General features: G+C 71.0%; 18 protein-coding genes and 2 pseudogenes. 7 read left to right on the top strand and 13 right to left on the bottom strand.

All coding sequences use genetic code 11. The features are described from left to right. Positions 1–193: 193 nt before the first annotated feature. The 6 genes from ACUZ2Y_RS04390 to ACUZ2Y_RS04415 all read left to right on the top strand — a co-directional run bounded on the left by ACUZ2Y_RS04390 (position 194) and on the right by ACUZ2Y_RS04415 (position 2,505). Entirely contained in the window at positions 194–655 is a 462-nt protein-coding gene (locus ACUZ2Y_RS04390; RefSeq protein ID WP_476327140.1) for a hypothetical protein, read from the top strand. A gap of 95 nt (positions 656–750) precedes the next feature. Continuing rightward, on the top strand, positions 751–1,020 hold the full coding sequence (locus ACUZ2Y_RS04395; protein WP_476327142.1) for a DUF1876 domain-containing protein: 270 nt from the start codon (positions 751–753) through the stop codon (positions 1,018–1,020). A 25-nt stretch (positions 1,021–1,045) separates the two neighbouring features. Beyond that, the gene (locus ACUZ2Y_RS04400; protein WP_476327144.1) at positions 1,046–1,282 is read left to right on the top strand and encodes an SHOCT domain-containing protein; all 237 of its coding nucleotides are present in this window, start codon (positions 1,046–1,048) and stop codon (positions 1,280–1,282) included. 8 nt (positions 1,283–1,290) lie between these two features. Further along, complete coding sequence (locus tag ACUZ2Y_RS04405; protein ID WP_476327146.1) at positions 1,291–1,767, top strand: ATP-binding cassette domain-containing protein; 477 nt, start codon at positions 1,291–1,293, stop codon at positions 1,765–1,767. A gap of 148 nt (positions 1,768–1,915) precedes the next feature. Continuing rightward, on the top strand, positions 1,916–2,185 hold the full coding sequence (locus tag ACUZ2Y_RS04410; protein ID WP_476327148.1) for a hypothetical protein: 270 nt from the start codon (positions 1,916–1,918) through the stop codon (positions 2,183–2,185). A gap of 53 nt (positions 2,186–2,238) precedes the next feature. Then, positions 2,239–2,505 carry a hypothetical protein gene (locus ACUZ2Y_RS04415; RefSeq protein ID WP_476327150.1) on the top strand — a complete coding sequence of 89 codons (267 nt, stop codon included), beginning with the start codon at positions 2,239–2,241 and terminating at the stop codon, positions 2,503–2,505. A 357-nt stretch (positions 2,506–2,862) separates the two neighbouring features. Here ACUZ2Y_RS04415 and ACUZ2Y_RS04420 read toward each other — a convergent pair whose 3' ends face one another. The 8 genes and pseudogenes from ACUZ2Y_RS04420 to ACUZ2Y_RS04455 form a co-directional block, all read right to left on the bottom strand. Then, positions 2,863–4,653: a cation-translocating P-type ATPase gene (locus tag ACUZ2Y_RS04420; protein ID WP_476331593.1), complete on the bottom strand. Its 1,791-nt coding sequence runs from the start codon at positions 4,651–4,653 to the stop codon at positions 2,863–2,865. Positions 4,654–4,726: 73 nt separating this feature from the next. Further along, positions 4,727–5,488: pseudogene (locus ACUZ2Y_RS04425) on the bottom strand (universal stress protein); the annotation flags it as partial. After that, the gene (locus ACUZ2Y_RS04430) at positions 5,485–6,273 is read right to left on the bottom strand and encodes a nitroreductase family protein (protein ID WP_476327152.1); all 789 of its coding nucleotides are present in this window, start codon (positions 6,271–6,273) and stop codon (positions 5,485–5,487) included. The pseudogene ACUZ2Y_RS04425 and the gene ACUZ2Y_RS04430, both read right to left, overlap by 4 nt. Continuing rightward, a complete protein-coding gene (locus ACUZ2Y_RS04435) occupies positions 6,167–6,484 on the bottom strand; it encodes a hypothetical protein (RefSeq protein ID WP_476327154.1) in 318 nt (105 codons plus the stop codon). The genes ACUZ2Y_RS04430 and ACUZ2Y_RS04435 overlap by 107 nt, the downstream gene beginning before the upstream one ends. Before the next feature lie 122 nt (positions 6,485–6,606). After that, a complete protein-coding gene (locus ACUZ2Y_RS04440) occupies positions 6,607–9,261 on the bottom strand; it encodes a bifunctional acetate--CoA ligase family protein/GNAT family N-acetyltransferase (protein ID WP_476331596.1) in 2,655 nt (884 codons plus the stop codon). Then, on the bottom strand, positions 9,261–10,148 hold the full coding sequence (locus tag ACUZ2Y_RS04445) for a universal stress protein (RefSeq protein WP_476327156.1): 888 nt from the start codon (positions 10,146–10,148) through the stop codon (positions 9,261–9,263). The genes ACUZ2Y_RS04440 and ACUZ2Y_RS04445 overlap by 1 nt, the downstream gene beginning before the upstream one ends. Continuing rightward, positions 10,145–11,155 carry an Acg family FMN-binding oxidoreductase gene (locus ACUZ2Y_RS04450; protein WP_476327158.1) on the bottom strand — a complete coding sequence of 337 codons (1,011 nt, stop codon included), beginning with the start codon at positions 11,153–11,155 and terminating at the stop codon, positions 10,145–10,147. Before ACUZ2Y_RS04450 ends, ACUZ2Y_RS04445 begins: the two co-directional genes overlap by 4 nt. Further along, positions 11,152–13,524 carry a phosphoketolase family protein gene (locus ACUZ2Y_RS04455; RefSeq protein ID WP_476327160.1) on the bottom strand — a complete coding sequence of 791 codons (2,373 nt, stop codon included), beginning with the start codon at positions 13,522–13,524 and terminating at the stop codon, positions 11,152–11,154. Before ACUZ2Y_RS04455 ends, ACUZ2Y_RS04450 begins: the two co-directional genes overlap by 4 nt. 205 nt (positions 13,525–13,729) lie before the next feature. On the opposite strand from ACUZ2Y_RS04455, the gene ACUZ2Y_RS04460 reads away from it, so the two are divergent. Beyond that, positions 13,730–14,038, top strand: coding sequence for a BON domain-containing protein (locus tag ACUZ2Y_RS04460; RefSeq protein ID WP_476327162.1), 309 nt, complete (start codon positions 13,730–13,732; stop codon positions 14,036–14,038). On the opposite strand, the pseudogene ACUZ2Y_RS04465 reads toward ACUZ2Y_RS04460, so the two are convergent. The 5 genes and pseudogenes from ACUZ2Y_RS04465 to ACUZ2Y_RS04485 all read right to left on the bottom strand — a co-directional run. Continuing rightward, positions 14,035–14,370: pseudogene (locus ACUZ2Y_RS04465) on the bottom strand (transposase); the annotation flags it as partial. The gene ACUZ2Y_RS04460 and the pseudogene ACUZ2Y_RS04465 sit on opposite strands and share 4 nt — an antisense overlap. 384 nt (positions 14,371–14,754) lie before the next feature. Next, positions 14,755–14,925 (bottom strand): integrase core domain-containing protein, encoded by a 171-nt coding sequence (locus ACUZ2Y_RS04470; RefSeq protein WP_476331599.1) that lies wholly within the window; start codon positions 14,923–14,925, stop codon positions 14,755–14,757. After that, positions 14,846–15,637, bottom strand: coding sequence for an IS3 family transposase (locus ACUZ2Y_RS04475; protein ID WP_476327164.1), 792 nt, complete (start codon positions 15,635–15,637; stop codon positions 14,846–14,848). The genes ACUZ2Y_RS04470 and ACUZ2Y_RS04475 overlap by 80 nt, the downstream gene beginning before the upstream one ends. A gap of 2 nt (positions 15,638–15,639) precedes the next feature. Beyond that, on the bottom strand, positions 15,640–15,939 hold the full coding sequence (locus tag ACUZ2Y_RS04480) for a transposase (RefSeq protein ID WP_476327166.1): 300 nt from the start codon (positions 15,937–15,939) through the stop codon (positions 15,640–15,642). A 327-nt stretch (positions 15,940–16,266) separates the two neighbouring features. Further along, positions 16,267–22,728: a DNRLRE domain-containing protein gene (locus ACUZ2Y_RS04485; protein WP_476327168.1), complete on the bottom strand. Its 6,462-nt coding sequence runs from the start codon at positions 22,726–22,728 to the stop codon at positions 16,267–16,269. Between the last annotated feature and the right edge of the window lie 30 nt (positions 22,729–22,758).

Consider the following 22,758-nt stretch of genomic DNA (forward strand, 5'->3'; position numbering starts at 1 on the left):
AGGGGACGGCAGAGCAGCAGTCCCCGCCGACGGCGGCCGAAGGTCCCCGTTCACCAGGGCCCTCGTCGCGCCGTTGGACCCCGCTGACCAGGACTGAAAGGTGCGACACAAACGGGGAGTTGGAATGTGGTGACGGTCACAGCCAGGCGGTCATGGTGGACAGGTGCCGAAACCACGGTGAAAGGAACCGACAATGTCCGCCCAGCAGCGAGTCACCACCGCCACTCGGACGGCGCTCGTCGAACCGGCGGGCCGCGTCCACGAGCGCTACACCGACATGCGCGATGGCCGGCTTGCCGCCGCACTGTCCACTGAGGACGGCCAGGAGGCCGCGGGTCTGAATCCGCTCGACCGGATGACCTGCTGGACCCACCGCCGCTGGCTGCACGACTGCGTCTCCTCGCCGCTGCACGTGATCCCCGTGACCGGACACCGCTGGTGCCGCGACTGCTCCCGCGCGGTCGACATCGCGATCGACGCGCTCACCGGCGACGTCCGGCTGCGCTGCCCCAAGTGCGCGCGCACCCCCGACACCGCCGCCACCCGCCAGCTGGTGCGCACCTGCCGGGCCAGTCTCGCCGCCGCCGCCGCCGGCACCGGCGACGACCCGTGGGCCGCCATCGACTCGCTGCGCCGCAAGCCGTCCCGCCGCTGACGCGCGGCGATCGTCCCGACGTGACGGGACTTTCGCCCCTCTGCCGCCCCACCTACCCGCGCGCACCCTGGAACCACGACCCCGGGAGGCACACCATGCTCGAAGCCAAGCACTGGCGCGTCGAGATCTTCATCGACGAGCACGAGGAGCGCACCCGCGCGAAGGCACGCCTGACCACCCGTGACAACACCACTCTCGTCGGCATCGGCCTCGCCCGACTCTCCCCCGACGACACCAACGTCCCCGAGATCGGCGACGAACTCGCCACCGCCCGCGCCCTGTCGGACCTGGCCCACCGGCTGCTCGAAGCCGCGGTCACCGACATCGAGGCCGTCACCCACCAGCCCACCCACCTGACCCGCTGATCGCGGCCCCACGAAGGAGTTCGACATGCATGGATGGGATTACGGCAACTACGGCGGCATTGGCTGGCTTGGTGCGCTGATGATGGTCATCGCGATGATCGTGTTCTGGGGTGGCCTGATCACCGTCGCCGTCCTGGTCATCCGCCACTTCGGCAAGCACCGCAACGACTCCGGCCCTCGCGCGATCCTCGACGAGCGCTTCGCGCGCGGCGAGATCGACGCCGAGGAGTACCGCGCCCGCCGATCCACCCTGACCGGCTGAACGACGCCATGGACGGCGGACTCACCCTCACCGACACCCGATCCGACCGCGGCGCGGACACTCCCGCCGCGGTCCTCGACTGCGTCGGCCTCACCCGCTCCTTCGGCGACCGGCTCGCCGTCGACAACGTGAGCCTGCGCATCGCCCCCGGCGAGACCTACGGGCTGCTCGGCCCCAACGGGGCGGGCAAGAGCACCACGATCCGCATGGTGTGCGGGCTGCTCACCGCCGACGCCGGAACGGTCACCGTCGCCGGGCTGCCCATGACCCCCGGCGCCCGGGCCCGCCCCGCGCCGGTATCTCTTTTCGATACCGCGCGCCTCCAACACTGCCTCCACCATCACAACCGCGCTCATGTGACTCACCGCCTTCCTTCGGCCAGAAAGAACTCCCTGTCCCCTGTCTTGGCGTTTTGGGTGTTCTGCAAGCGCAACCGTCACCAAAGGACGGTCCTACTGGATATCTTGATAGTTAATAGAGGTTAGTTGGATTGATGGTGTAGTGGCCAGGGGAGTGTCGTGGTCACGGCGCGGTCCAGGTCGCGGCCACGTCCGAGGCGAGGCCGGTGAGCCGCAGTTCGACACTTGCTCCGGCGGGGATCTCGGTGCTGAACCGGAGCTGCCCCTCACGGTGGTGCCCACCCGGGCAACGTTCTCCGATGTCGGCTCGTCGTTGGACATCGAAGACCGGGTGGGCTTCCGCGGCTTGGTGCAGGCGCTGACCCTGCCAGCCGCCAGTGCGGCCGTTCTGCTCAACAGTTGTCACCTGTCCTACCGAGCGGATGTGGCGGCAGCGCTGGTGGCCCAAATTCGGCGGACAGGTGCGGCGGTCTGGGTGCAGGACGGCGGCTTGCCGGAGGTGGCGCAGAAGCTGTGCCGGGGGCAGAAGGCGTGGCCAGGGTGAGTATCCCGCTGCGTCGCCACAAGGCGAAGCAGAACGCAACTCGTCACGGTGCCTTGAGGCGGTTGGCGTTCTACCTGTCCATGGACTTCGGGGTGGTGGTGCTCATCCGGCACAACCGGAACACCAAACGACCAACCTGCGTGTGGGGCGAGTGGCCACCGGTCGCGGACATGCAGGCCAAGGCCACGACCTATCTTGGCACGATCTCCGGGCTGGACTTGAGCCGAATGGACTGGGTGAGTTCGGCGACGCTGCTGGCGGCCGTGAACCGGCCGAAGCATTGCCGTGAGGTCGATCCCAGCGCGCGGGACTTCCGGTGAGTGTCGGGTTGGTGGTGTTGGTGGTGGCCGGTGGGGTGTTCGTCATCCGACTTGCGAACAGGTTCGTTGTCCGGCAGGCCCGCAAGGTTGGGCGGCTGTGAGGTGTGGCCGCTGCTAGCCTGCCTGCCGGTTGTTGGCGCCCTTGGGTGGTGCGGGCTGGTGGTTGGTTGCTGACGCGCTTTCCCAAGCACGCAAGCGAAAGGCTGCGCTTGCGGTACGATCGCGACGCGCGTGCGCGGATCGTATTGTGGCGGGCCGAGCGAGACTGGGACGCCTGCCTGTGGTGGGCTGAACGCGGAGGATCTCCTGAAACGTCGCAACGGGGCGCTGTCCAAGATCGAGGCCGACGCAGTGGCCTCAGGTGGCCCGTGAAGCGCGGCGGGCGGTGAGCACGGCGAGGGCGGGAAGCAGCGCGAATCCCGTCACGGTGGCCAAGTCCGTCAGGCCCACCGGCTCCGTTCCCAGCAGTGCGCGCAGCGGCGCGAGGTAGACCCCGCCCAGCTGCAGGAGCACCGCGCAGGCGACCGCGATGTCGAGGAAGCGGGGCCGCAGATTCGTTCCACGTGTTCGCACGGCGAGGGCGACACCCAGCTGAGCCAGACCCAGCGTCAGGAAGATCAGGCTCTGCCACGGGCGTCCGGTGGTGGAGGCCCACACGCCGACGCCCAGGGTCACCGCCGCGATAAGGGCGCCGGTCCAGGCGATGCGCCGCCAGAGGCCGTCGCCGAGGATGAACTGCTGGGGTGGGCGTGGCCGGGCTCGCATGATGGCCGGGTCGGCGGGTTCGGCGCCCATGGCGACGCCGGGCAGGCCGTGGGTGAGCATGTTGATCCACAGGATCTGCGCGGGTAGCAGCGGCAGCGCCAGCCCGAACAGCGGTCCCAGCAGCATGACCACGACCTCCGCCACTCCCCCGGCCAAGGCGTAGCGCAGGAAGGTGCGGACGTTGGCGTAGATGCGCCTGCCCTCTTCGATCGCCGCCGCGACGGTCCCCAGGTTGTCGTCGGTCAGGACCAGGTCGGCGGCCTGCCGGGCGACCTCGGTGCCCTCGCCGCCCATCGCGGTGCCGATGTCGGCTCGGCGCAGGGCGGGGGCGTCGTTGACACCGTCACCGGTCATCGCTACGACCTCGCCACGGGCCTGCAACTCGGCGACGATGTCGAGTTTCTGCTCGGGTCGGGTCCGCGCATAGACACCCTCCGCGTCGATGCCGACCCGGGCGGCCAGCGCGTGCGCGGTGTGCGGGTGGTCGCCGGTGATCAGCAGCAGCCGCACACCCGCGCGGCGGAACGTGGCGACCACGTCGGCGGCGGACTCGCGCGGCGGGTCGATGATCGCGACCAACCCGGCCAGCACCAGGCCCTGGTCACCGGCACTGGGCCGCGGACCCTCCGGATAGGCGCGGTCGGCCACGGCGAGCACCCGGTACCCCTGTCGCGCGAGGGACAGAGCCGTCTCCCGCGCCTGAACTGGCACCTCGCACAGCAGGCCGGGGGTGTCGAGCAGGACTTCCGGCGCGCCCTTGCACACGACAAGCCAGCCGTCGGGTGCGCGGTGCACGGTCGTCATCCGCTTGCTGTCGTGGTCGAACGGGATTTCGGCGACCCGCGGGTACCGCTCCCCCAGCGCCGCCGAGTCGACGCCGCCCTTGGCCGCGAGCACCACCAGCGCCGCCTCCGTCGGGTCGCCAACGGCCCGCCAGGCGCCGCCTGGCTCGTCCGGTGGCGCGAGGTCCGCGTCGTTGCACAGCGCGCCGTCGCGCAGCAGCCGGGCCAGTCCAGTGTCCGGGCTGATCTCCCCCACCGGTTCGTAGCCGGCGCCGGTCACGGCGGCCTCGCCGCACTCCGGGGTCCAGAGCCGTTCCACCAGCATCCGGCCCTCGGTGAGGGTGCCGGTCTTGTCCGCGGCCAGCACGGTGACCGACCCGAGGGTCTCCACCGCGGGCAGGGAACGCACGACTCCGCCGCGCTTGGCCATCCGGTGCGCACCGAGCGCCAAAGCCAGGGTCACCACGGCGGGCAGCGACTCGGGCACCGCGGCGACGGCCAGGCTGATGCCGACCAACGCCATCTCGGCCAACGACTCCCCACGCAGCAGGCCGGACACCGCCACCACACCGGAGAGCGCGACCGCCGCCAGCGCCAGCACCCGCAAGACCCATACCCACCAGCGCGCCGTGGCCGCGGGTGCCGACGACGATCAGCTGCGCGCCCTCGGCCTTGTCGAGCAGGGCCCGCACCGGCCGGTCGCGCAGCACGACCCGCTCCACCGCGACGTCGGGGTATTTCTCCTGCCAACCGGCCAGGCGCTCGTCGAGCAGCATGGTCTCGTCGACATCGACCGCGGCCCAGTCGATCGTGGTGGGCAGCGCGGTCCACGCGCCGGTGAACGCGATGTCGAGCCAGGTGTGGACCGCGACCAGGTTGGTGCGCCGGACGGAGGCCTCGTCGAAGGCGAACCGGATCGCCGCCTCCGAGGCGGGCGAGCCGTCGACGCCGACCACCACCGGGCCCGCGGACGAGGCGGCCTGCCCGGGGAGCGCCCCGCGCGCGACGATGACCGGGCAGTGCCCGTGGGCGGACAGGGCGACGGCGACGGAGCCGACCAGCAGGCTGCGGAACCCGCCGAGACCCCGGCTGCCCAGGACCATCGCGTGGGCGCCCTTGGACTCCTCGATGAGCACCTCCGCCGCGAAGCCCATGCGCTGGTCGGTCACGAGTTCGACGGTGGGCGCGGCGGCCCGCGCGGTGGCGGCGGCCTCGGCGAGGATGTGCTGCCCGTTGTCGGCGAGCACGTCGATCCACAGTGCCTGATCGGAGATCGTGGCCGGGTGGCGGATGGGGGGCAGGACACAGACGTGCACGAGGCGCACCGGCAGCTTCCGCCGCAGCGCCTCGGCGGCGGCCCATTCGGTGGCGCGCAGCGCGGAGTCCGAGCCGTCGACGCCGACGACGATGGGCGGGCGGAGGGGCTGGGTGGTCATGTCGTGCCTTTCGTCCGGTGTCGGATGACGTCGGTAAGTGGGCGCCGTGGCGTCGGCAGCACCTCGCCGGAGGGCAGGCCGACACGCAGGATGGCTTGGGGGTAGCCGGGCAAGTCCATGGCCTCGATGAGCCCGGCGCGGACCTCGTGCAGGTGCAGCGGCTGGGTGAGCACGGACGCGGCGAGACCGGCGGCGGTGGCGGCGAGCCACATCTCCTGCAGCGCCATACCCGCGTGCAGGTGGTCGCTGCGCCCGTCGCCGACGGTGAGCACGATCAGCTGCGTCTCCGCGGCGATGCGCTCGGTGAGGGTGTCCTCGTCGGGTATTCGCGTCGACGGGCCGACCAGCCCGGTCCACGGCAGGCTGCCGCGCGGCAGGTTCGCCTCCGGGATCCCATCCGATGTGGGTCGCGTGGCATCGCTGGTCCACGCCGCGAGTTCGCGGAGGTAGGCACGGTCGTGCTGCAGCGTCGTGGCCGCGTAGACGAGCCGGTGGGCGATGGCACGGACTTCGGTGGTGTCGCGCACCACGTGCGCGTTGAGCCCCGGTGTGGTGCTGGCGTGGGCGAGTGCGGAAATCTCGTCTTTGCTCGGCATGCCGGAGAAGCGGCCGCGGCAGCTGCGTCGGCGCGCGATGGCCTGGAACAGCTCCAGCTCCCGAGCAGTGGGTGGCACCCGTTTACCCGCGCGCACCCGGGCCACCTCGTCGGGCCGGTCCGGGTCGGCGAACTCCGCCACCGTCGCCGCCCAGCCCAGTCTGCGCACCGCGAGCCGCAGGTTCGTCACGGCCGCTCCGCAGGAGATCATCCGGTCCCTCCCCCGCCCGGTCGTGGCGCGGGAGGGTGAGGTCGAACCGCTCGAACACCGACGCGACCCGGCCGTGGGTCTCCAGGAACCAGGGCTGGGTGTTGTGCACCGACGGCGCCCGGCCGACCGCCGCCGCCATCAGGGCGACCTCGCCGACGCTCCACTCGACGGAGGGGACTGTGCTGCCCACGGTCGGTCAACTCCTCTGATCAGTTCTGGTGGGACGAACACCTCAACGACACCACCGTTTGGGGTTCGGCCACGAGGGACCAAAGGACCCGCCGACCGGTCCTGAGGTCCCGCCGTGGGACCTCAGATGCGCAGGTGGCGCAGGAGCGGGTCGTAGGCCGTGACCGGTGCGAGCCGGATGCGGGCGTCGATGGCGACGCAGCCGTGTTCGGTGGCGATCAGCGGGTTGACGTCGAGTTCGGCGATCTCCGGGACGGCTTGGGCCAGCCAACTGACGCGCGCGACCACGTCGCGGACTTCGGCCTCGTCGGCCCGTGCGTGGCCGAAGATGGCCTGGGAGCCGCGCAGGCCGCGCAGCATCTCGTCGAGGTCTGCCGCCGAGACTGGGGCCAGTCGCGCCGTGCGGTCGGCGATGGTGTCGGTGCTGGTGCCGCCGAGACCGAAGACGACCAGCGGCCCGAACATCGGGTCGCCTTTGACGCCGACGAGGAGTTCGACGCCCTCGGTGTCGATCATCGGCTGCACGAACACCCCGCGCAGCGCGCCGCCGAAGCGCTCGGCGAACGTCTCGTACGCCGAGCGAACCGCGTGCTCTCCCGCGACGCTCAGCACGATGCCGCCACCGGAGCTCTTGTGCAGCAGGCCGTCGGCGACCGCCTTGAGGGCCACCGGTCCGCCCACTCTGGTCGCGGCCGCGACCGCCGCGTCGGCGGAGTCGGCCACGACGCCCGGCGCGGTGGGGACGCCGACCGCGTCGAGGACGCGCAGGCACCGCGCCGGGTCGAGCCATCCGCCGTCGGGGTTCGACGCCAGGAACTCACGGACGATCCCGGTGGCCGGGGCGGCGTCGAAACCCTCCGGCTCGCGTGCGTCTGCCACTGGTCGGTCGAGCCATTCGCGCCGCTGCACGCACCGGTTCAGCGCGGTGGCCGCGGCGACCGCGTCGCTGTAGCAGGGAACCGCGCCGCGCAGCCGGGTGACCGCAGCCGACTGTCCAAGGTGGACAGCGAGCAGCGGCGTGCCCGTGCGGGCCGCTGCCGGTCCGCACGCGGCGATCGCATCGATCGGGTCGCCGAGCGCGGTCGGCGCCGCGATGGCGACCACGGCGTCGATCGACGGTTCGGCCAGCAGCGACTCGACACACCGCTGGAACACCTGCGCGGAGACGACGGCGCTGGTGTCGAGCGGGTTGGCGACCGAGGCCTGGACCGGCAGGTGCGCCCGCAGGGCTTCGACGACCCGCGCGGGCAGCGTGGGCAGCACCAATCCCTGGCGTCCCAAGGCATCGGCGGCGATCACGCCCGCCCCACCCGCGTTGCTGATCACCGCGACGCGGCGGCCCTTGGGCAGCGGTTGGTCGACGAGCGCGGCGAGGGTCTCGGGCAACTCGGAGAGCCGGTCGACCGCGATGACGCCTGCCTGCCGGTAGAGCGCGTCGGCGGTGACCGCCGGCGTGGCCAGCGCGGCCGTGTGCGAACTGGCCGCGCGCTGCGCCGCGGGCGTCGCGGGCGGCCGGACGGCCAGGATCGGCTTGGTCCTCGACAGCCGTCGGCACAGCGACGAGAACTTGCGGGGATTGCCGAACGACTCCAGGTACAGCACAGCGGCTTTGGTCTCGGGTTCCCCGGACCACCACAGCAGCAGATCGTTCCCGCTGACGTCGTACTTGTCCCCGGTTGAGACCAGACTCGACACACCCAGGCCGACTTGGTCGAGCGCGGAGAACAGGGCGATCGCCACTCCCCCGGACTGCGTCACCACCCCGACCGAGCCCGCCTGGACCCGGTTGCGGGCGAAGGTGGCGTTAAGCCGCACCACCGGATCGCCGTTGTAGACGCCGATGCAGTTCGGCCCCACAAGCCGCATCCCGAACTCCCGGGCCGTCGCGCGCAGTCTCGCCGAATCGTCGGCGCTGAGCCCCGCGGTGACGACGAGCAGTGCCCGGACACCCAGTTCTCCGCACTCGCGCGCGGTGTCGGCGATGGCCCGCGCGGGCACGCACAGCACGGCCAGATCCGGCACGACCGGCAGGTCGGCCGCCCGCGGGTGGCTGGGCACCCCGGCTACCTCGCGGGCATGGGGGTTCACCGCGTACAGCGAACCCGTGTACCCGCCCGCGACGATGTTGGCGAGCAAGGCGTGACCGATGGAGTCGGGCGCGCGGCCCGCCCCGATCACCGCGACGCACTCCGGCCGCAGCACCGCGCTCAGACTGGCCCGGTCGGCGACCTGTTCGCGCTGGTGCACCGCCAGGTCGTACTCGCGCGTCGGCGCGAGCGGGATCAGCACCTCGATCTCGTCGTCGGTCCGGCGGTGCGTGCGGGGCAGCCCGAGTTCGTCGAGCAGCCGCAGCATCGGCGCGTTCTCGGTGAGGATCTCGGCTTTGAGTTCGGTCAGCCCGCGGCTGCGCGCCAACGAGACCAGTTCCTCGATCAAGAGTGTCCCGATGCCGTGCACGTGCCGCTCGTGCGCGACAACCATGGCGAACTCGGCGGTGGTGCCGCCGGAGAGCGTCGCATAGCTGGCGAGTCCAAGCAGCCTGCCGCCCGCGAACGCGCCGACGCCGGCGTTAAGCGGATTCCCGCTGGTGATGCTGTCGGTGTACAGGTCGGCGTTGACCGCGCAGAGAGTGAAGAACCGCCGGTAGCGGTCCTCGGGCGGCAGCTCGCGGTGCAGCTCGCGCACCGCGTCGGCATCGGCCGGGCCGATCTCCCGAAGCACGACGATCGAGCCGTCCAGGAGGAGCGACCGCGCACCTACGTCGTCCACTGTGGACATCATTGGCCGTCCGCGGCGCGAAGCACGGCGACCGGACACGGCGCGTGGTGGATGAGGGCCTGGCTGGTCGAACCCAGGGTCAGGCCAGTGAAGCCGCCGCGGCCGCGGCTGCCGATGACCAGGAGCTGGGCGCCGCCGGCGTGGTCCATGAGCACTTTCGCCGCGCGGCCTCGCGGCGCCACCCGGGTCACCGACACGGTGGGGTACTTCTCCTGCCAGCCGGCGAGTCGCTGCGCGAGCAGTTCCTCGGCGTCGACGGCGGCGGTGTCGAGGTACAGCGAGGCGTAGCCCTTCTCGAACACGTCCACCAGCGGCGAGTCGTGCCAGGCGTGCACGGCGACGAGGTCCGCGTCGCGGGCGGAGGCTTCCTCGAAGGCGAACGCGATCGCGGCCTCGCTCACCGGCGATCCGTCGACGCCGACCACTACCGGGCCGTCGTTCGGCTCGCCGCGCACCACGATGACCGGGCACTGCGTGTGCGCGGCGAGCTCGACCGCGACCGAGCCCAGCAGCAGCCCGCTGAACCCGCCGAGTCCACGGGAACCGACGACCAGCAGTGACGCCTTCTTGCTCTGCGCACGCAGGTACGGCACCGCCTCGCCGCCATGCGAGGTGACCGTGACCGCCACCTCGGGCGCAGCCTCTTCAGCGGCGGCGCGGGCCTCGTCGAGGACCCCTGCGGAGACCTTCTTCATCGAGGCGAGGAGGTCGTGTCCGGCGATCAGCGCCTCCGGGTATCCGGAGACCGGCCAGGTGTAGACGTTGACGATGTGCAGCGACACCTTGTGGCGGTCGGCCTCGGCCGCGGCCCAGCGGGTCGCGGTGATCGCCGAGGCCGACCCGTCGACGCCGACCAGGATGGGGCGGGTGCGGTCGTGAATGGTCACTGCGTTCCTCCATGGAGTGTCATGCCGGTAGGGGCTTCGTCGGAGACGAAGCGGGTGACTTCGCTGATCGGCCTGCGCGGCGCCGGGGAGCCGCTGTACCCATAGCCCAGGCGCAGCACCACATGCGGGCTGCCCGCCCGCAGCAGTGTCCGCAGCGCCGCCCGGACAGCGGGCACCTCGATCGGCTGCGACAGGAACGACGAGCACAGGCCGAGGTCCGCGGCGGTGAGCAAGACCCGCTGCATCGCGTTGCCCGCCTGCACGTGGTCGATCGGGGTGTCGCCGGGCGTGGTCAGCACCGCCAGCAGCGGCTGCTGCTCGAACGGGCGCTCACGCGCGGGGTCCTCGTCGTCGGTGAAGCGGCGCAGGGTGATGAGACCGGGTGTCCGTGTCGGCGGGCCCAGCGCCCGGGTCGGGACACCGTCGACACGATTCGCGTTGTCGTGGACCCAGTCGCGCAACTCGGCCCGGTAAGCGGGGTCTTCGCTCTGCAGCGTGTCGGCCCGACGGATCAGCGCGGCGACGGCGTCGACCTCCGGCGGCCGCTCGACCAGCCGCAGCCACGCCCCTTCCCGCTCGGCGGCACGCATGAGCGCGGCTTTCACCGGGGCGGGCACCGGCCGTTCGAGGAACGGCCTGCGGTTGGTGTGCCTGGTCGGGATCATCTCCGCGAGCGCCCGCTCGCTGGGGATCACCACGCGGTTGCCCGCGATCCGCACCATGGCGAGCAGGTCGGGCCGGTTTGGGTCGGGCAGCAGGTGCACCACGGCGGCGCGGCCGATTCCGTTGAGGGCCAACCGGATGTTGAACACCGCGGCGCCGCAGGCGAGCCTGGCCTCACGCCCTTCCGGATCGGTGACGGGCAGCACGCGGTCGCGGTCGAGGAGTACTTCGACGCGATCACCGTGCACCTCGAAGCGCCAGGGCTGGGTGTTGTGCGGCGAGGGCGCCCGGATCGCGGCCGACAACGCGGTTCGCAGCGGGCTCTCGGTGTCGAGGATGGTCATGAGATCGCTCCGTCCGGGCGTGGGCTTGGCCAGGTCCAGTCGCGGACCGCGGGAAGGTCGTCGCCGGTGCGCCGGACGCACTCGGCCTGTTCGGCGAGGCGGTCGAGGATCCGCTGCCGCAGATGCCCAAGCCGACCCGCGAGTCTCGGGACCCGCTCCAGGGCGGCGAGGGCGAGGTGGAACCGGTCAAGATCGTTGAGCACGCACATGTCGAACGGCGTGGTCGTCGACCCGAGATCGTGGAAGCCGTGGACGTGCAGGTTGTCGTGGTTGGGCCGGTCGTAGGTGAGCTGGTGGATCAGCCACGGGTAGCCGTGGAAGGCGAAGATCACCGGTCGGTCGGCGGTGAAGATCTCGGTGAAGTCCTGGTCGGACAGCCCGTGCGGGTGCCTGCCGGGGGTGAACAGCCGGGTCAGGTCGACCACGTTGACCACGCGGACCCGCACGTCCGGCGCCAGCTCGGCCAGCACGTGCACGGCCGCGAGGGTCTCCAGCGTCGGCACGTCGCCCGCACAGGCCAGCACCACGTCGGCCTCGCCGTCGCCGTCGGTGCTCGCCCACTCCCACACACCCAGGCCCTGCGCGCAGTGCGCGGCGGCCTTCTCGGCGGACAGGTACTGGGGTGCGGGCTGCTTGCCCGCCACGATCACGTTGACCTGCCCATGGGTGCGCAGGCAGTGGTCGGCGACCCACACGAGGGTGTTCGCGTCCGGCGGCAGATAGACGCGGGTCACCTCGGGCCGCTTGGACAGGATGTGATCAATGAACCCGGGGTCCTGGTGGGAGGCGCCGTTGTGGTCCTGACGCCAGACGTGGGAAGTCAGCAAGTAGTTCAGGCTCGGCACCGGCCGCCGCCACGGCACGGAGTCGGCGGTGAGCAGCCACTTCGCATGCTGGGCGACCATCGAGTCCACGATGTGCGCGAACGCCTCGTAGGTGGAGAACAGGCCGTGCCTGCCGGTCAGCAGGTAGCCCTCCAGCCAGCCCTGGCACAAGTGCTCGGAGAGCACCTCGACGACCCGGCCGGTCGCCGAGAGGTACTGGTCGTTCGGCTCGGTGGGCAGCTGCCAGCGCCTGCTGGTGACGTCGAACGCGGCGTCGAGCCGGTTGGAGGCGTGCTCGTCGGGGGCGAACAGCAGCAGGTTCGCGTTAGACTCGTTGCGCAGCAGCGCTTCCCGCAGGTACTCGCCCAGCACGCTGGTCGCCTGCGCGGTCACCTCGCCGGGGGCGGAGACCGCGACGGAGTGCGCCGCCGGGGCGGGCAGCCGCAGATCCCGCTGCACCTGGCCGTGGGCCCGCGGGTTGGCCGACATCCGCCGCTCTCCCCCGGGCCGCCACGCGGCCAGGCTCGGCGCCGGCCCGCCGTCCGCGCCGAACAGCTCCTCAGGCCGATAATCGGTGAGCCACCGCCGCAGCATGTCCAGCCGGGCGGGGTCTTCCCTGACATTCGTGAGCGGCACCTGGTGCGAGCGCCAGGAACCCGCGACCGCCTGCCCGTCCACATGGGACGGACCGGTCCAGCCCTTCGGCGTGCGTAGAACGATCATCGGCCTGCCCGCGCCGTGCGCGGTCCCCCGCCGGATGCGCTCGATCCGCGCCACGCACTCGTCGAGCGCGGCGGCGTAGGCGCGGTGCACCTGGGCGGCGTCGGCCCCGGCGACCTCGATCGGGTCCCACCCCTGGCCCCGGAGGTACCCGGCGAGCTGCTCCGGGGGAATCCGCGACAGCACGGTCGGGTTGGCGATCTTGTAGCCGTTGAGGTGCAGGATCGGCAGCACCGCGCCGTCGCGCCACGGGTGCAGGAACCTCGGCGCCTGCCAGCTCGCGGCCAGCGGCCCGGTCTCGGCCTCCCCGTCCCCGATGAGACACGCGACGACCAGCCCCGGGTTGTCGAACGCCGCCCCAGTGGCGTGCGCCAGCGAATACCCCAGCTCACCGCCCTCGTGAATCGACCCCGGCACCTGCGGCGAGGCGTGGCTGGGCACACCACCGGGGAAGGAGAACTGGCGGAACAGCGCCGCCATCCCCGCCTCGTCCTGCCCGACCTCGGGGTAGAGCTCGGAGTACGTCCCCTCCAACCACGCCGCCGCGTTCAGCGCCGCGGCGCCGTGCCCAGGCCCGGTGACCAGCATGACCTCAAGACCGTTGCGCATGATCACCCGGTTGAGGTGGGCGTAGGTGAGGGTGATTCCCGGGACCGTGCCCCAATGCCCCACCAGCCGCGACTTGACGTGCTCGGGCCTCAGCGGCTCCCGCAGCAGCGGGTTGCCCAGCAGGTAGATCTGCCCGACCGACAGATAGTTCGCCGCCCGCCACCACGCGTCGACCCGCCCCAGCGCCAGCTCGTCGGCGTCGCTCGGTGCGGTCATCGGAAACACGGTCATGGTGGAGGTCTCCTCGTTTCGGCTTCGTCCAACCATGACCGGCCCGGCCTCGCCGGGGACGCAGCCCGGAGACCTCATTCGACAGGGACCAAAGTGGTCGTCGGCGGGACCTTTGACCCATCCCGATCGAGCCGGTTGGGCCCTTCAAGGTCACGGTGGGATGACACAGCCTGGGGTGGAGGTGAGAGAAATGACCATCCAGGACACGATCCAGACAGACATCCCAGCGCCACGGACACCGCCCGGGCCACCGGACTTGGGCGTGCGCGTGCGGGCGGCCCTCAACGACGTCCCCGGCGTCGACACGAGCCTCGTCCGCGCCGCCGTCGACGGCGCCGACGTGCTGCTCGTCGGCCGGGTTCAGTGGAGCGGCGAAGCCGAGGACATCGCCCGCCGCGTCCAGCGGGTCACCGGGATCGCACGGCTACGCAACCGCATCGGGTACCACTACGACAACGTCGGCGACAGCCGCTGGCGCGGTCTGGGCCTATTCGGCTAGGGCGTGTCCGCCGGATCAGGTCGTGATTTGTCTGGTTTAGCGCGGATCCAGTCGAGGGTCTCGACGATGTCGTTGGTCGCTTGCCAGTGCAGACCCAGCTTGTCGTAGCGTGTGGCCAACGCCCGGAACTGCTTGCGGCGGTTGTAACCCCGCTCGACCTGGTTGCGTCGCTTGTAGTGCTCGGCATCGAAACTCGGAGGGCGACCACCGGCCGATCCCTTACGCAGCCGATTGGCGACCTGATCCCGACGCTGCGGGATCACCGCCTTGATCTTCCGCAGGCGCAACGCTGCCCGATTGGCCTTGCTGCCATAGGCTTTGTCCCCGGTCAGCGCCGAACTGCCTCGGCGGACGGCTCGTCAATCGCGAGCAGTCGCAGTCGGAATCCCTCCGCCGCCTTCCTCGGATTCGGATGCGGCCCGCCGTCAACGACCACGTAGCCATACGGCGCGCGTCCGCCCTGGTGACGCCCTTCACTGGGTGGGTCTTGTCGTTTCGCGCCGCGTGTTTGGGGGTGGGCAGGCCCTCTGGGCCTGGCCGCGCTTCCTGTGTAGGGGGGCCGTAGAGGCTCCGGGGTCAAGGGCGGCCCGCAGGGCCGTCGCGGTAGCGATCGCGGAGCGACCCTTGAGGCGGGAGGGCGGCCCCGTAGCCTGCGCGGCGCTGATCGGGCAGCGGCGGCGCTGCCGCCCCCATGGTGTCGTTGTCGGTTGGTCGGGTCATGCCGCGTCCCGGTGGTTGGCCTGGGCCAGTTCGTAGTCGATCGGGGCCAGCATCCGGTCGGTGGAGTGCCGGCGCATCGAGTTGTACTCATCGATCCAGGCCGCGACCGCTCTGCGGGCCTGCTCGCGGGTGGCGAAGTGCCGGACGCGGAGCAGTTCGAACTCCAGGGTGGAGTTGAACGACTCGGCGACCGCGTTGTCCAGCGCCGACCCGGTGCGGCCAATCGACTCCGATCACCCCGGCCCGAACGCAGGCGGCGGCGAACACGCCACCGGTGTATTCCCCACCCTGATCGGTGTGGAACACCACCCCGGTGACCGAACCGCCGCGCACGGCGATCGCCACCCGCAACGCGGCGGTGGCCACCGCCGCGTCGTGGTGGGCATCGAGGGCGAACCCGACGCATCGGCGGGAGTGCAGATCCAGGATCGTGGCGAGGTAGAACCGTCCCTCGTCGTTCGGGATCTCGGTCAGATCACCCACCCACCGGCAGTCCGGCCGATCCGGTGCGGTGAAGTCACGGCCCAACGCGTCCGGCGCCTTCCGCGCGCAGCGGTCCGGCCGGGTCAACGACCGGCGTTTCCGCTTCGGCCGGGCCACCAAGCCCTGCTCGGCCATCAGCACCGCGACGGTGTTCACCGACACCCGCCATCCCAGATCCCGCAGATCCGCGCCGATCCTCGGCGACCCGTAGGTGCCACGATGCACCCGAAACAGATGCGCTACCAGCGCCGCCAACGCCGCACGCCGCGACCGGCGCAGCGACACATCACCGTTGCGCCACTTGTAAAACCACGCTTGCGACACCCCGAGAGCCCGGCAGGCCAGCACGTGCGGGACATCGACCTCGCACCTCTGGGAGGCGATGAACGCGGCCACGTCTACCGGCCCATCGCGTCGGTGACCCAGAGGGCCACCGAACGCTTGAGGACATCACGCTCCATCGCCAACTCGGCATTCTCCCGCCGCAACCGCGCCAGCTCGACCCGCTCGTCCTCACTCAACCGGCCATCGCCGCCACGGGCCCTCCGGTCCTTCACCACCCAATTGGCCAGGGTGCCCTCATTGATACCCAGATCCTTCGCGATCTGCGCGGCCGGTCTCCCGGTCTCGCGCACCAGACGCACCGCGCCTTCCTTGAAGTCCTGATCAAACTTCCGTCGTGACTCCGCCATCGTCATCGCCGCTCTCCTTAAAGGCGATGCCTCCACGATACGAGGGGAAGCCCACGCCGATGCTTCCCCCATGTCCGGCCATGACCGCCGACATCGCCCCGTGTCACACGAAGATCAACCAACCGTGGCACCGCGAAAAGTGCGAAACCTCAGGACCTTCAACGGCGCGCGGTATCCGGAGTGACGCCGGTTGGGACCACAAAGGACTCTCTCCGGCGGAGTCCCAAGCGCCCCAAGAACTATCCACAAGGGCCGCCTGGCCTGCGGCACATGACATCCGCAGGCCAGGCGGCACACCGGGCACGTTCTGCTACCGGATAGGGAGCTGGATGATCAACCTGTCACGCAGCGCCGGGCAGTCCGCCAGATGCGTTTGAACCAGTTCTTGCGGCGGTTCTCCAGGTAGCCCCGTTTGCCGTTCTTGTAGCAAGTGGTGACGGCGTGCGCCCCTCCGAGTGCGGCGAGCGCCTTGCCCAGGAGCCACTTTGCCTTTTTGGCCAACCAGATCGCACCGCGCTTGATTTGTGACCAGATGTAGCGCTTGGCGATCTTCACCGCCTGCCGGCATACCCGGAAGGACCGCGCGCACGCGCGCAGCACGAACGCGACCAGGAGCAGCCCCAGCGCGGGCCACGCCTTCCCATCCAGGTCGGTCATGCCGATCGGGTCGGTGGGATAGGCGTAACGGTTCGCTCCGCCCCCGGTCACCGGGTCGTCGGAGGTGAACAGGCCGGTGGCGGGGTTGTAAACGCGCGCGCCCATGAGGGTGAGACCCGCGCCGGAGACGGCCCGCTGCTTGGTGCCGAGCCAGCCGTACTCCACCTCGCCGGTCGTGGCGGTGTTGGCCGCGGCGGGGTTGCCGTACTCGTCGTAGGAGCTCCAGCCGGTGATCGAGGTGGCCGGCGCGCCTGCGGTGGGCAAGTCGACCTCGGTGACCACGTCACCGTGAGGATTGGCGATGGTCAGGACGGCCGCGCCCGCCTGGTCGACGGCCAGGGACAGGTCACCGCCGAGCAGTTCGGCGTAGCGCCGGGTGGCGCCGTTCTCGGTCACCCAGGTCGGATTGTCGGTGGCGTCGGTGTAGTGGTGGAACGTCGTGCTGGAGCCTTGTGCGTCCGCGACGGTCTCGCTCGCGCGGCGGTCGAGGGCGTCGAGGGCGAACGTCGTGGTGACACCGCCCTGGGAGATCGACTTGACCAGGTCGTTGTGGTGGTAAGCCAAGGCGATGTCACCCCCCTGGGGATTCGGCGCGTCCGCGGCGGGCAGGATCAGGCCGCGGCCGAGCGGATCATAGGCGTAGGCACCTTGGCCGCCCGCGCCGGTGACAGGGCGGTCGGCGGAGTCGAATGCCCTGGTGATCGCACCACCGGTCGCGGTGCAGGAACCGTCAGCGGCGGCGGGGGAAACCGTCTTGGTGAGCCGGTTGTGGTTGCCGTCGAAGCCGTATGAGCGGGTCACGCAGGCGGGGGTCTCCGCCGGGTCCGTGATGTCCACGCCGGTCGCGGTCGCGGTCCGGTCACGGACCTGGACGAGTCTTCCCGCGGTGTCGTAGGCGTAGGCGCGGTCATAGGGGATGGCGTCGCCGACGTCCGTGGGCTCTCCGGCGGCCGGGCCGGTGAAGGCGCCGCCGTCGGGGGTCCATTCACGGGTCACGCGGCCGGCGACGTCGTTGTCCTGTGACCAGGCGAGCCAGCCGCCGTCGGAGTCGACGGTGGTGGTTCCGTCCTCGTTCACCGTGGCGATCCGGCCGGTGTAGCGCAGGCCGACGGGCTCACCCGCGTTGTCCAAGTCGGTGTGCTGGGTGATCCCGCCGGGCAACCGCCGGGTCACCAGGGCGCCGTCGGCGTCATAGGCGCCGGTGGAAGTCCATACCGATCCCGCGGTGGCGACCTCGACCTTGGTGGCCAGGCCCCGGCGCTCGGTCCGCCCGGCCGCGTCGGCACCGTCGTAGGTGTACCTGGTCGACCCGTTGGGGTCGGTCACGGTCGCCACGGCCCCGGAGGGCGTGTACACCGTGGTCGTCGGCGCGTCACCGGAGGGTTGGTAGCTGGTCTGGCGCCCCCAGCCGTCGTATCCGGTGGTCACCGACCCCGCCACCGAGCCGTCCGCGTTGCGGGCGGTGACCTTCGTCGACGCGGCGGTGAGCGGATCGTATTCGTTCTCCTTGCGGGTGTTCGCGGTGGAGCCCGCCAGACCCGTGACCGCCGTGGAGGTCGAGGCGATGCGGCCGTCGGGCAGGTAGGTCGTCGTGGAGGTCCGGGTGACCGTTCCCGAGGTCTGGACCACCGCGGTGGGCTCCAGCAGGTAGCTGTAGCCGGTGGTGGTGGTCGAGGGCAGGCTCGGCCCTGAGGTCGGCGCGGCAGCCGGGTAGGTCTTGCAGACCATGCCCGCCCACTGCGGTCGCGACCCGCACTCGGGGTGCGCGGTGTTGGCGGCGGCGGTGTAGTGGATGGTCTTGGTGGTGCCCGCGTCCGCACCGTTGGAGGTCGGCTGACGGGTCTCCACGATCCGCCCCTCGGCGTCGTGGCGGGTGAGCTTGACGATGTCGCCCGCGGAGACGACGCCGTCGAGGTCGATGTCAGTGGTGGTCATGCCCGGCTGGCCCAGTGCCCAGCCGTCCGGGTCGCTCGCGACCGGGGCGGCGTAGGAGGTGAGTTCACGGGAGAGGACCTCGACGTCCTGTCCCGTCCCGGGATCGTGGGCCGCCGTCGTCTGGGAGGTCGGCAGCCGGTAGGGCAACGCGGTCGCGGGATTGATTCCGGCGTTGGGGGCACCCTGGTCGTAGTCGGTCCTGGTGTGGGTGCGCAGCCTGCGGAGGCTGCCGTCGCGCAGGGACGCGGTCCTGGCCGGGCCGTACGTGTCGGTGATCAGGGTTCCCGCCGGGGTGAGCACGGTGTCGCCCGACGTGATGTCGGCGTTGTAGGTGGTGAGGGTGGCGAGTTGGTCCGCGCTCGCCCCTGGTGGGATCTGGTCGTCCACCACAAGGCGTAGTGCGCGTTCGTCGAGTTCGCGCACCACGTTGCCCTGGGCGTCGTAGTCGGTGGCGGTGAGCTGCCACGCGCCCGCGCCGTACGTGGCGGTGTTGACGGTGTAGCCCTCGGAGTCGGTGTACCGCAGGTCGGCGTACTCCCAGTCGCCCGCGGCGATGCCGGTGGGCGTCGTGGAGTTCACCGGGTGGCCGGGGCCGAAGACCGCGAAGCCCTTCACCGGGGACTTGGCCTGGTTCCAGCGGTCGACCGAGGTCGGCGAGAGGTCCGGCAGGCCTGTCCCGGTGGTGGCCACGTCGTAGACGAACGAGGCCAGGGTGGCGGTTCCGCCGGTCGGGTCGCCCGCCGGGCGGTCGCGCTTGACGTTGGCGAGCTTGACGTCGGGTGCCGCGGTGTAGGCGAGTTGGAACGGGACCTGGCCTGCCGGGGTCACCGAGGTCAGGCGGTTGGCGGAGTCGTACTCGTAGCCGGTGCCGAGGCCGCTGCGCGGGTCGGTGGCGGTGGCCAGGCGTCCTACCGTGTCGTAGGTGTAGGCCGCGACCTTGATCGCGTCCATGCCCGCGCCACCGGCGCGGTCGGGGTTGTGGATGTCGAGCCACGCCGCGACCAGGCGGCCCGCGGCCGAACCCACCGTGCCGTACTCCAGCCGCAGCGAGCGGCAGCCGGTCGCGTTGGTGTAGGCGCCTTGGGCGTCGGTGCAGACGATGCCGGGTGCGGCGGGCGCCAGGATCCGGGTGACGCGGCCGGTGACGGGGTCGTAGGTGTACGTGGTCTTTCCGGTCACGCCCGCCTCGGTGATGCCCGCCGGTCGGAACTGTCCGGCCGTGGTGGCGGTCGGCGCGGTGGTGGCGGTCGTGGCGAACGTGGTGGTGGTGCCGTCGTCCTGGACGTAGGCGATCGTGGTCGCCGCGCCGGTGCCGGCGACGGTCAGTTTCCCGGCGTCGAGCGAGGTCTCCTCGTCGGCGGGCACCCAGGTGCCCGACTGGAGGGTCGCGGTGGTGCGCCGGGCGCCGGAGGGCGATTCGTAGACCAGCGCGGAACCGTCGCCGTCGAGGAGCGCGATGGTGCCGTCGATCCGGGTGTTGTCGATGACCCGCATCCCGGCCACTCCGGTGTCGGCGCCGTCGAACTGGGCGGTCCAGCCCGGCCCGAACACGCCGGTCACCGGGTCGGTCGTCCCTGCGAACGTCGAGTGCGAGCGCGACAGCGACAGGTCGCCGGTGTATCCGGGCACCGAGACGTCGGTGGTGTCGGTGTGGAACTCGCCGGTCCACAGCGCGACCTGTCCCGGGCCTGCCTCAGCGGTGGGGAATCCGTTGCCGAACGCGTGCGGCACCCGCAGCACCGTGGTCCTCGTCTGGGACCAGGTGCACTGGGTGGAGCCGGAGTACGCCAGGCACACCTGGACGTCGAGCAGGGTGGGGACGCGGTCGTTGAGCGGTGTCGGCTGGACACCCGTGGTGGCGGGGTCTGCGTCCAGTTGCCCGTCCTTGGTCTCGGCCGAGGTGTTCCAGATGCCCGAGACCGTCACACCCGCGCCGCCGTTGTCGGTGACCGTGAGGGGGGCGGTGGTCGCGAGGTTCCAGCCGGTGGTCTCACTGGTGCCGCCGTAGCCGGACAGGCGCCACTTCACCGTGGCCGCGACGCTGCCGGAGGTTCCCTTGGGCGGACCGGAGGCGCTGATGCGGATTGCGCCCGTGGTGGTCGTGCGCGGGCTCGCCGCCGGGCTGGACAACGTCGCCGAGCCGTAGCCGAACGAGTAGTGCGTGATCTCGGACAGCTTGCCGGACGGGCTCTCGGCCCGCACGGAGATCGAGTGCTGCCCTGGGTTCCGCCCGACCCAGACGTGGGCCTTGCCGTCGCCGCCCAGGTTCGTCGGGTTGATCTTGAGCTGGCCGGGCGCACCGCCGGCGAAGTTGGTCGGGTAGGGCGAGCCGTCGACGTTGACCCGGACGTAGCCGGGCGCGTTGAAGCCGGTGCCGGTGGCCGTGATCGTGCACAGGACCTTCGACGCGGGCAGCGGGTCGGTCCAGGAACCGTTGGCGTACGGGCAGGTGACGGTGGCCGGGGCCGGTGTGCCCGCCGCGACGCGGAACAGGACCCACCCTGACCAGCCGGAACGGAGCGTGCCGTCGAAGGTGCGGGCGCGCACGACGATCGCCGTGTCGTCCGGGAGGGCGACCGAGGGTAGGCAGCCCGCTGTGGTCCCGGAGGCGTAGGTCGAGCTGGTGCAGGTGGCCTTCAACGTCGTGGACGACACCACCGTGGAGGTGTGGTACTCGAACTCATAGCGCACCGTGTTGCCGTCGGCGTCGGTGCCCTTCGTCGACACGAAAGGCCGTCGGTTGGCGGTGTAGTAGTAGGTGGCGCCACCCGGTGCGGCGTAGCCGACGGTGCCGGAGACGGTCGGGATCGCGGGTGCGGTGGGCGGGCGGTTGTAGGTGTAGGAGATGTACGGGTCGGCCGAGCCCTCCGTGGAATGGAACCTCTTCCACGAGTTGGAGTCCGCCTCGTTGCCTGCCATCAACACCATGCCGCCGACGGTGTAGGTCGCGTTCGACCACGCCTGCACCAGACTGGTGATCGGCACCGACATCCGTCCGCCCGGGCAGCCGCTGTCGTGCCCCTTGGCCACATTCGCCGAACCGTACTGCGAGCCGAACGTCGGCTGCGCGGTCCACCGCGTGGCCGTGGACGCCAACTGGTAAGTGCTACGGACGATCATCGTCGACGGAGTGCACGAGTAGGACCACGTCTCGAACAGGGACAAGTGCGCGCTCAGGACCTGCTTGCCCTTGAACGGGGCGACGGAGAAGTTGAGAAACGATCGCGCCTTGACCGCGCCGCCGTTGTAGGTGCCCAGCTTCAACTCCGACGACGCGGACTGGTCGGTCGTGTAGTCCGACTGAACCCAGGTGTCGAAGCTGGAATACGCCGTGCCGACCGCGTAGGTCGGGTCCACGGTGATCGGATATGTCCTCTTTGGATCGTTGAACCACGCAGGTTCCGGCTTGACCACGAGGGTCGCCGCGCCATTGTTGGTGGACTCCACCGTCATGCCGACCCGCGCGCGGTTGACGTGCTCACCGCTGCGCTTGTCGATCACCGAGTCCCACATCATCGGGACCGGGATGACCGAGTGCACCTGGTCCTTCGCGTCGACGAAGTGGATCGAACCGTCGGCCTGCGGCTTGACGGTCAAACCCTTGATGCGCAACGGGATCCGCCACACCGGCGCGGCCGTCGGCTTGCGCTTGACCACGAAGTCGTACTCGAACCCCGAGCGACGCGTGTGCACGACCAGGTCAACCCCCGGCTCGACGTCGGCGTAGGTGGCCTTCGTCCCGTCCAGCACCGGCTCCGGCAGTGCCCACGGCGCCACCCACTCGACCTGCCGGTCCGCCGCCGGGTCCGTCGCGACGAACGCCATGCCCGTCTTCGCGCTCTTCCCGCCCAGCTTCAGCCCCAGCGGGTGACCGCCCGGTACGACCGCGCCGTCACGGTCTTTGCGCCACGTCAGGTCGATCGCCTGCCAACGCCCCGCCTTGTCCTTGAACCGGATCGGCGCCGCGTGGGCCTCCGTGGTCATCGTCCCGTCCGGGTTCGCCCACGTAGAACTGGTCTCCGCGCGCTCGGACTCGACCTCGACCCGGGACCCCTGCGCCCGCGCCGACACCGCCGCCGACACCACGTCCGGCCGTGACTCCACCGGCGTGATCGGCGGCGCGGCGACCGTTTGCGGCCCGGCGGCCGCCTGCGGCGGCTCGGCGACCTCCACCGCCGCGAATGCCACCACCGCGATCAACATGATCGACAGCTGACGTGCCACCCGACTGTC

Source organism: Actinokineospora sp. UV203, from assembly GCF_056323665.1.

What these genes read in the sequence shown, in the direction of transcription:
- ACUZ2Y_RS04390 (WP_476327140.1), top strand. Translation starts at nt 194, where the DNA reads ATGTCCGCCCAGCAGCGAGTCACCACCGCCACTCGGACGGCGCTCGTC.
- ACUZ2Y_RS04395 (WP_476327142.1), top strand. Translation starts at nt 751, where the DNA reads ATGCTCGAAGCCAAGCACTGGCGCGTCGAGATCTTCATCGACGAGCAC.
- ACUZ2Y_RS04400 (WP_476327144.1), top strand. Translation starts at nt 1,046, where the DNA reads ATGCATGGATGGGATTACGGCAACTACGGCGGCATTGGCTGGCTTGGT.
- ACUZ2Y_RS04405 (WP_476327146.1), top strand. Translation starts at nt 1,291, where the DNA reads ATGGACGGCGGACTCACCCTCACCGACACCCGATCCGACCGCGGCGCG.
- ACUZ2Y_RS04440 (WP_476331596.1), bottom strand. Translation starts at nt 9,261, where the DNA reads ATGTCCACAGTGGACGACGTAGGTGCGCGGTCGCTCCTCCTGGACGGC.
- ACUZ2Y_RS04450 (WP_476327158.1), bottom strand. Translation starts at nt 11,155, where the DNA reads ATGACCATCCTCGACACCGAGAGCCCGCTGCGAACCGCGTTGTCGGCC.
- ACUZ2Y_RS04455 (WP_476327160.1), bottom strand. Translation starts at nt 13,524, where the DNA reads ATGACCGCACCGAGCGACGCCGACGAGCTGGCGCTGGGGCGGGTCGAC.
- ACUZ2Y_RS04460 (WP_476327162.1), top strand. Translation starts at nt 13,730, where the DNA reads ATGACCATCCAGGACACGATCCAGACAGACATCCCAGCGCCACGGACA.
- ACUZ2Y_RS04480 (WP_476327166.1), bottom strand. Translation starts at nt 15,939, where the DNA reads ATGACGATGGCGGAGTCACGACGGAAGTTTGATCAGGACTTCAAGGAA.
- ACUZ2Y_RS04485 (WP_476327168.1), bottom strand. Translation starts at nt 22,728, where the DNA reads ATGTTGATCGCGGTGGTGGCATTCGCGGCGGTGGAGGTCGCCGAGCCG.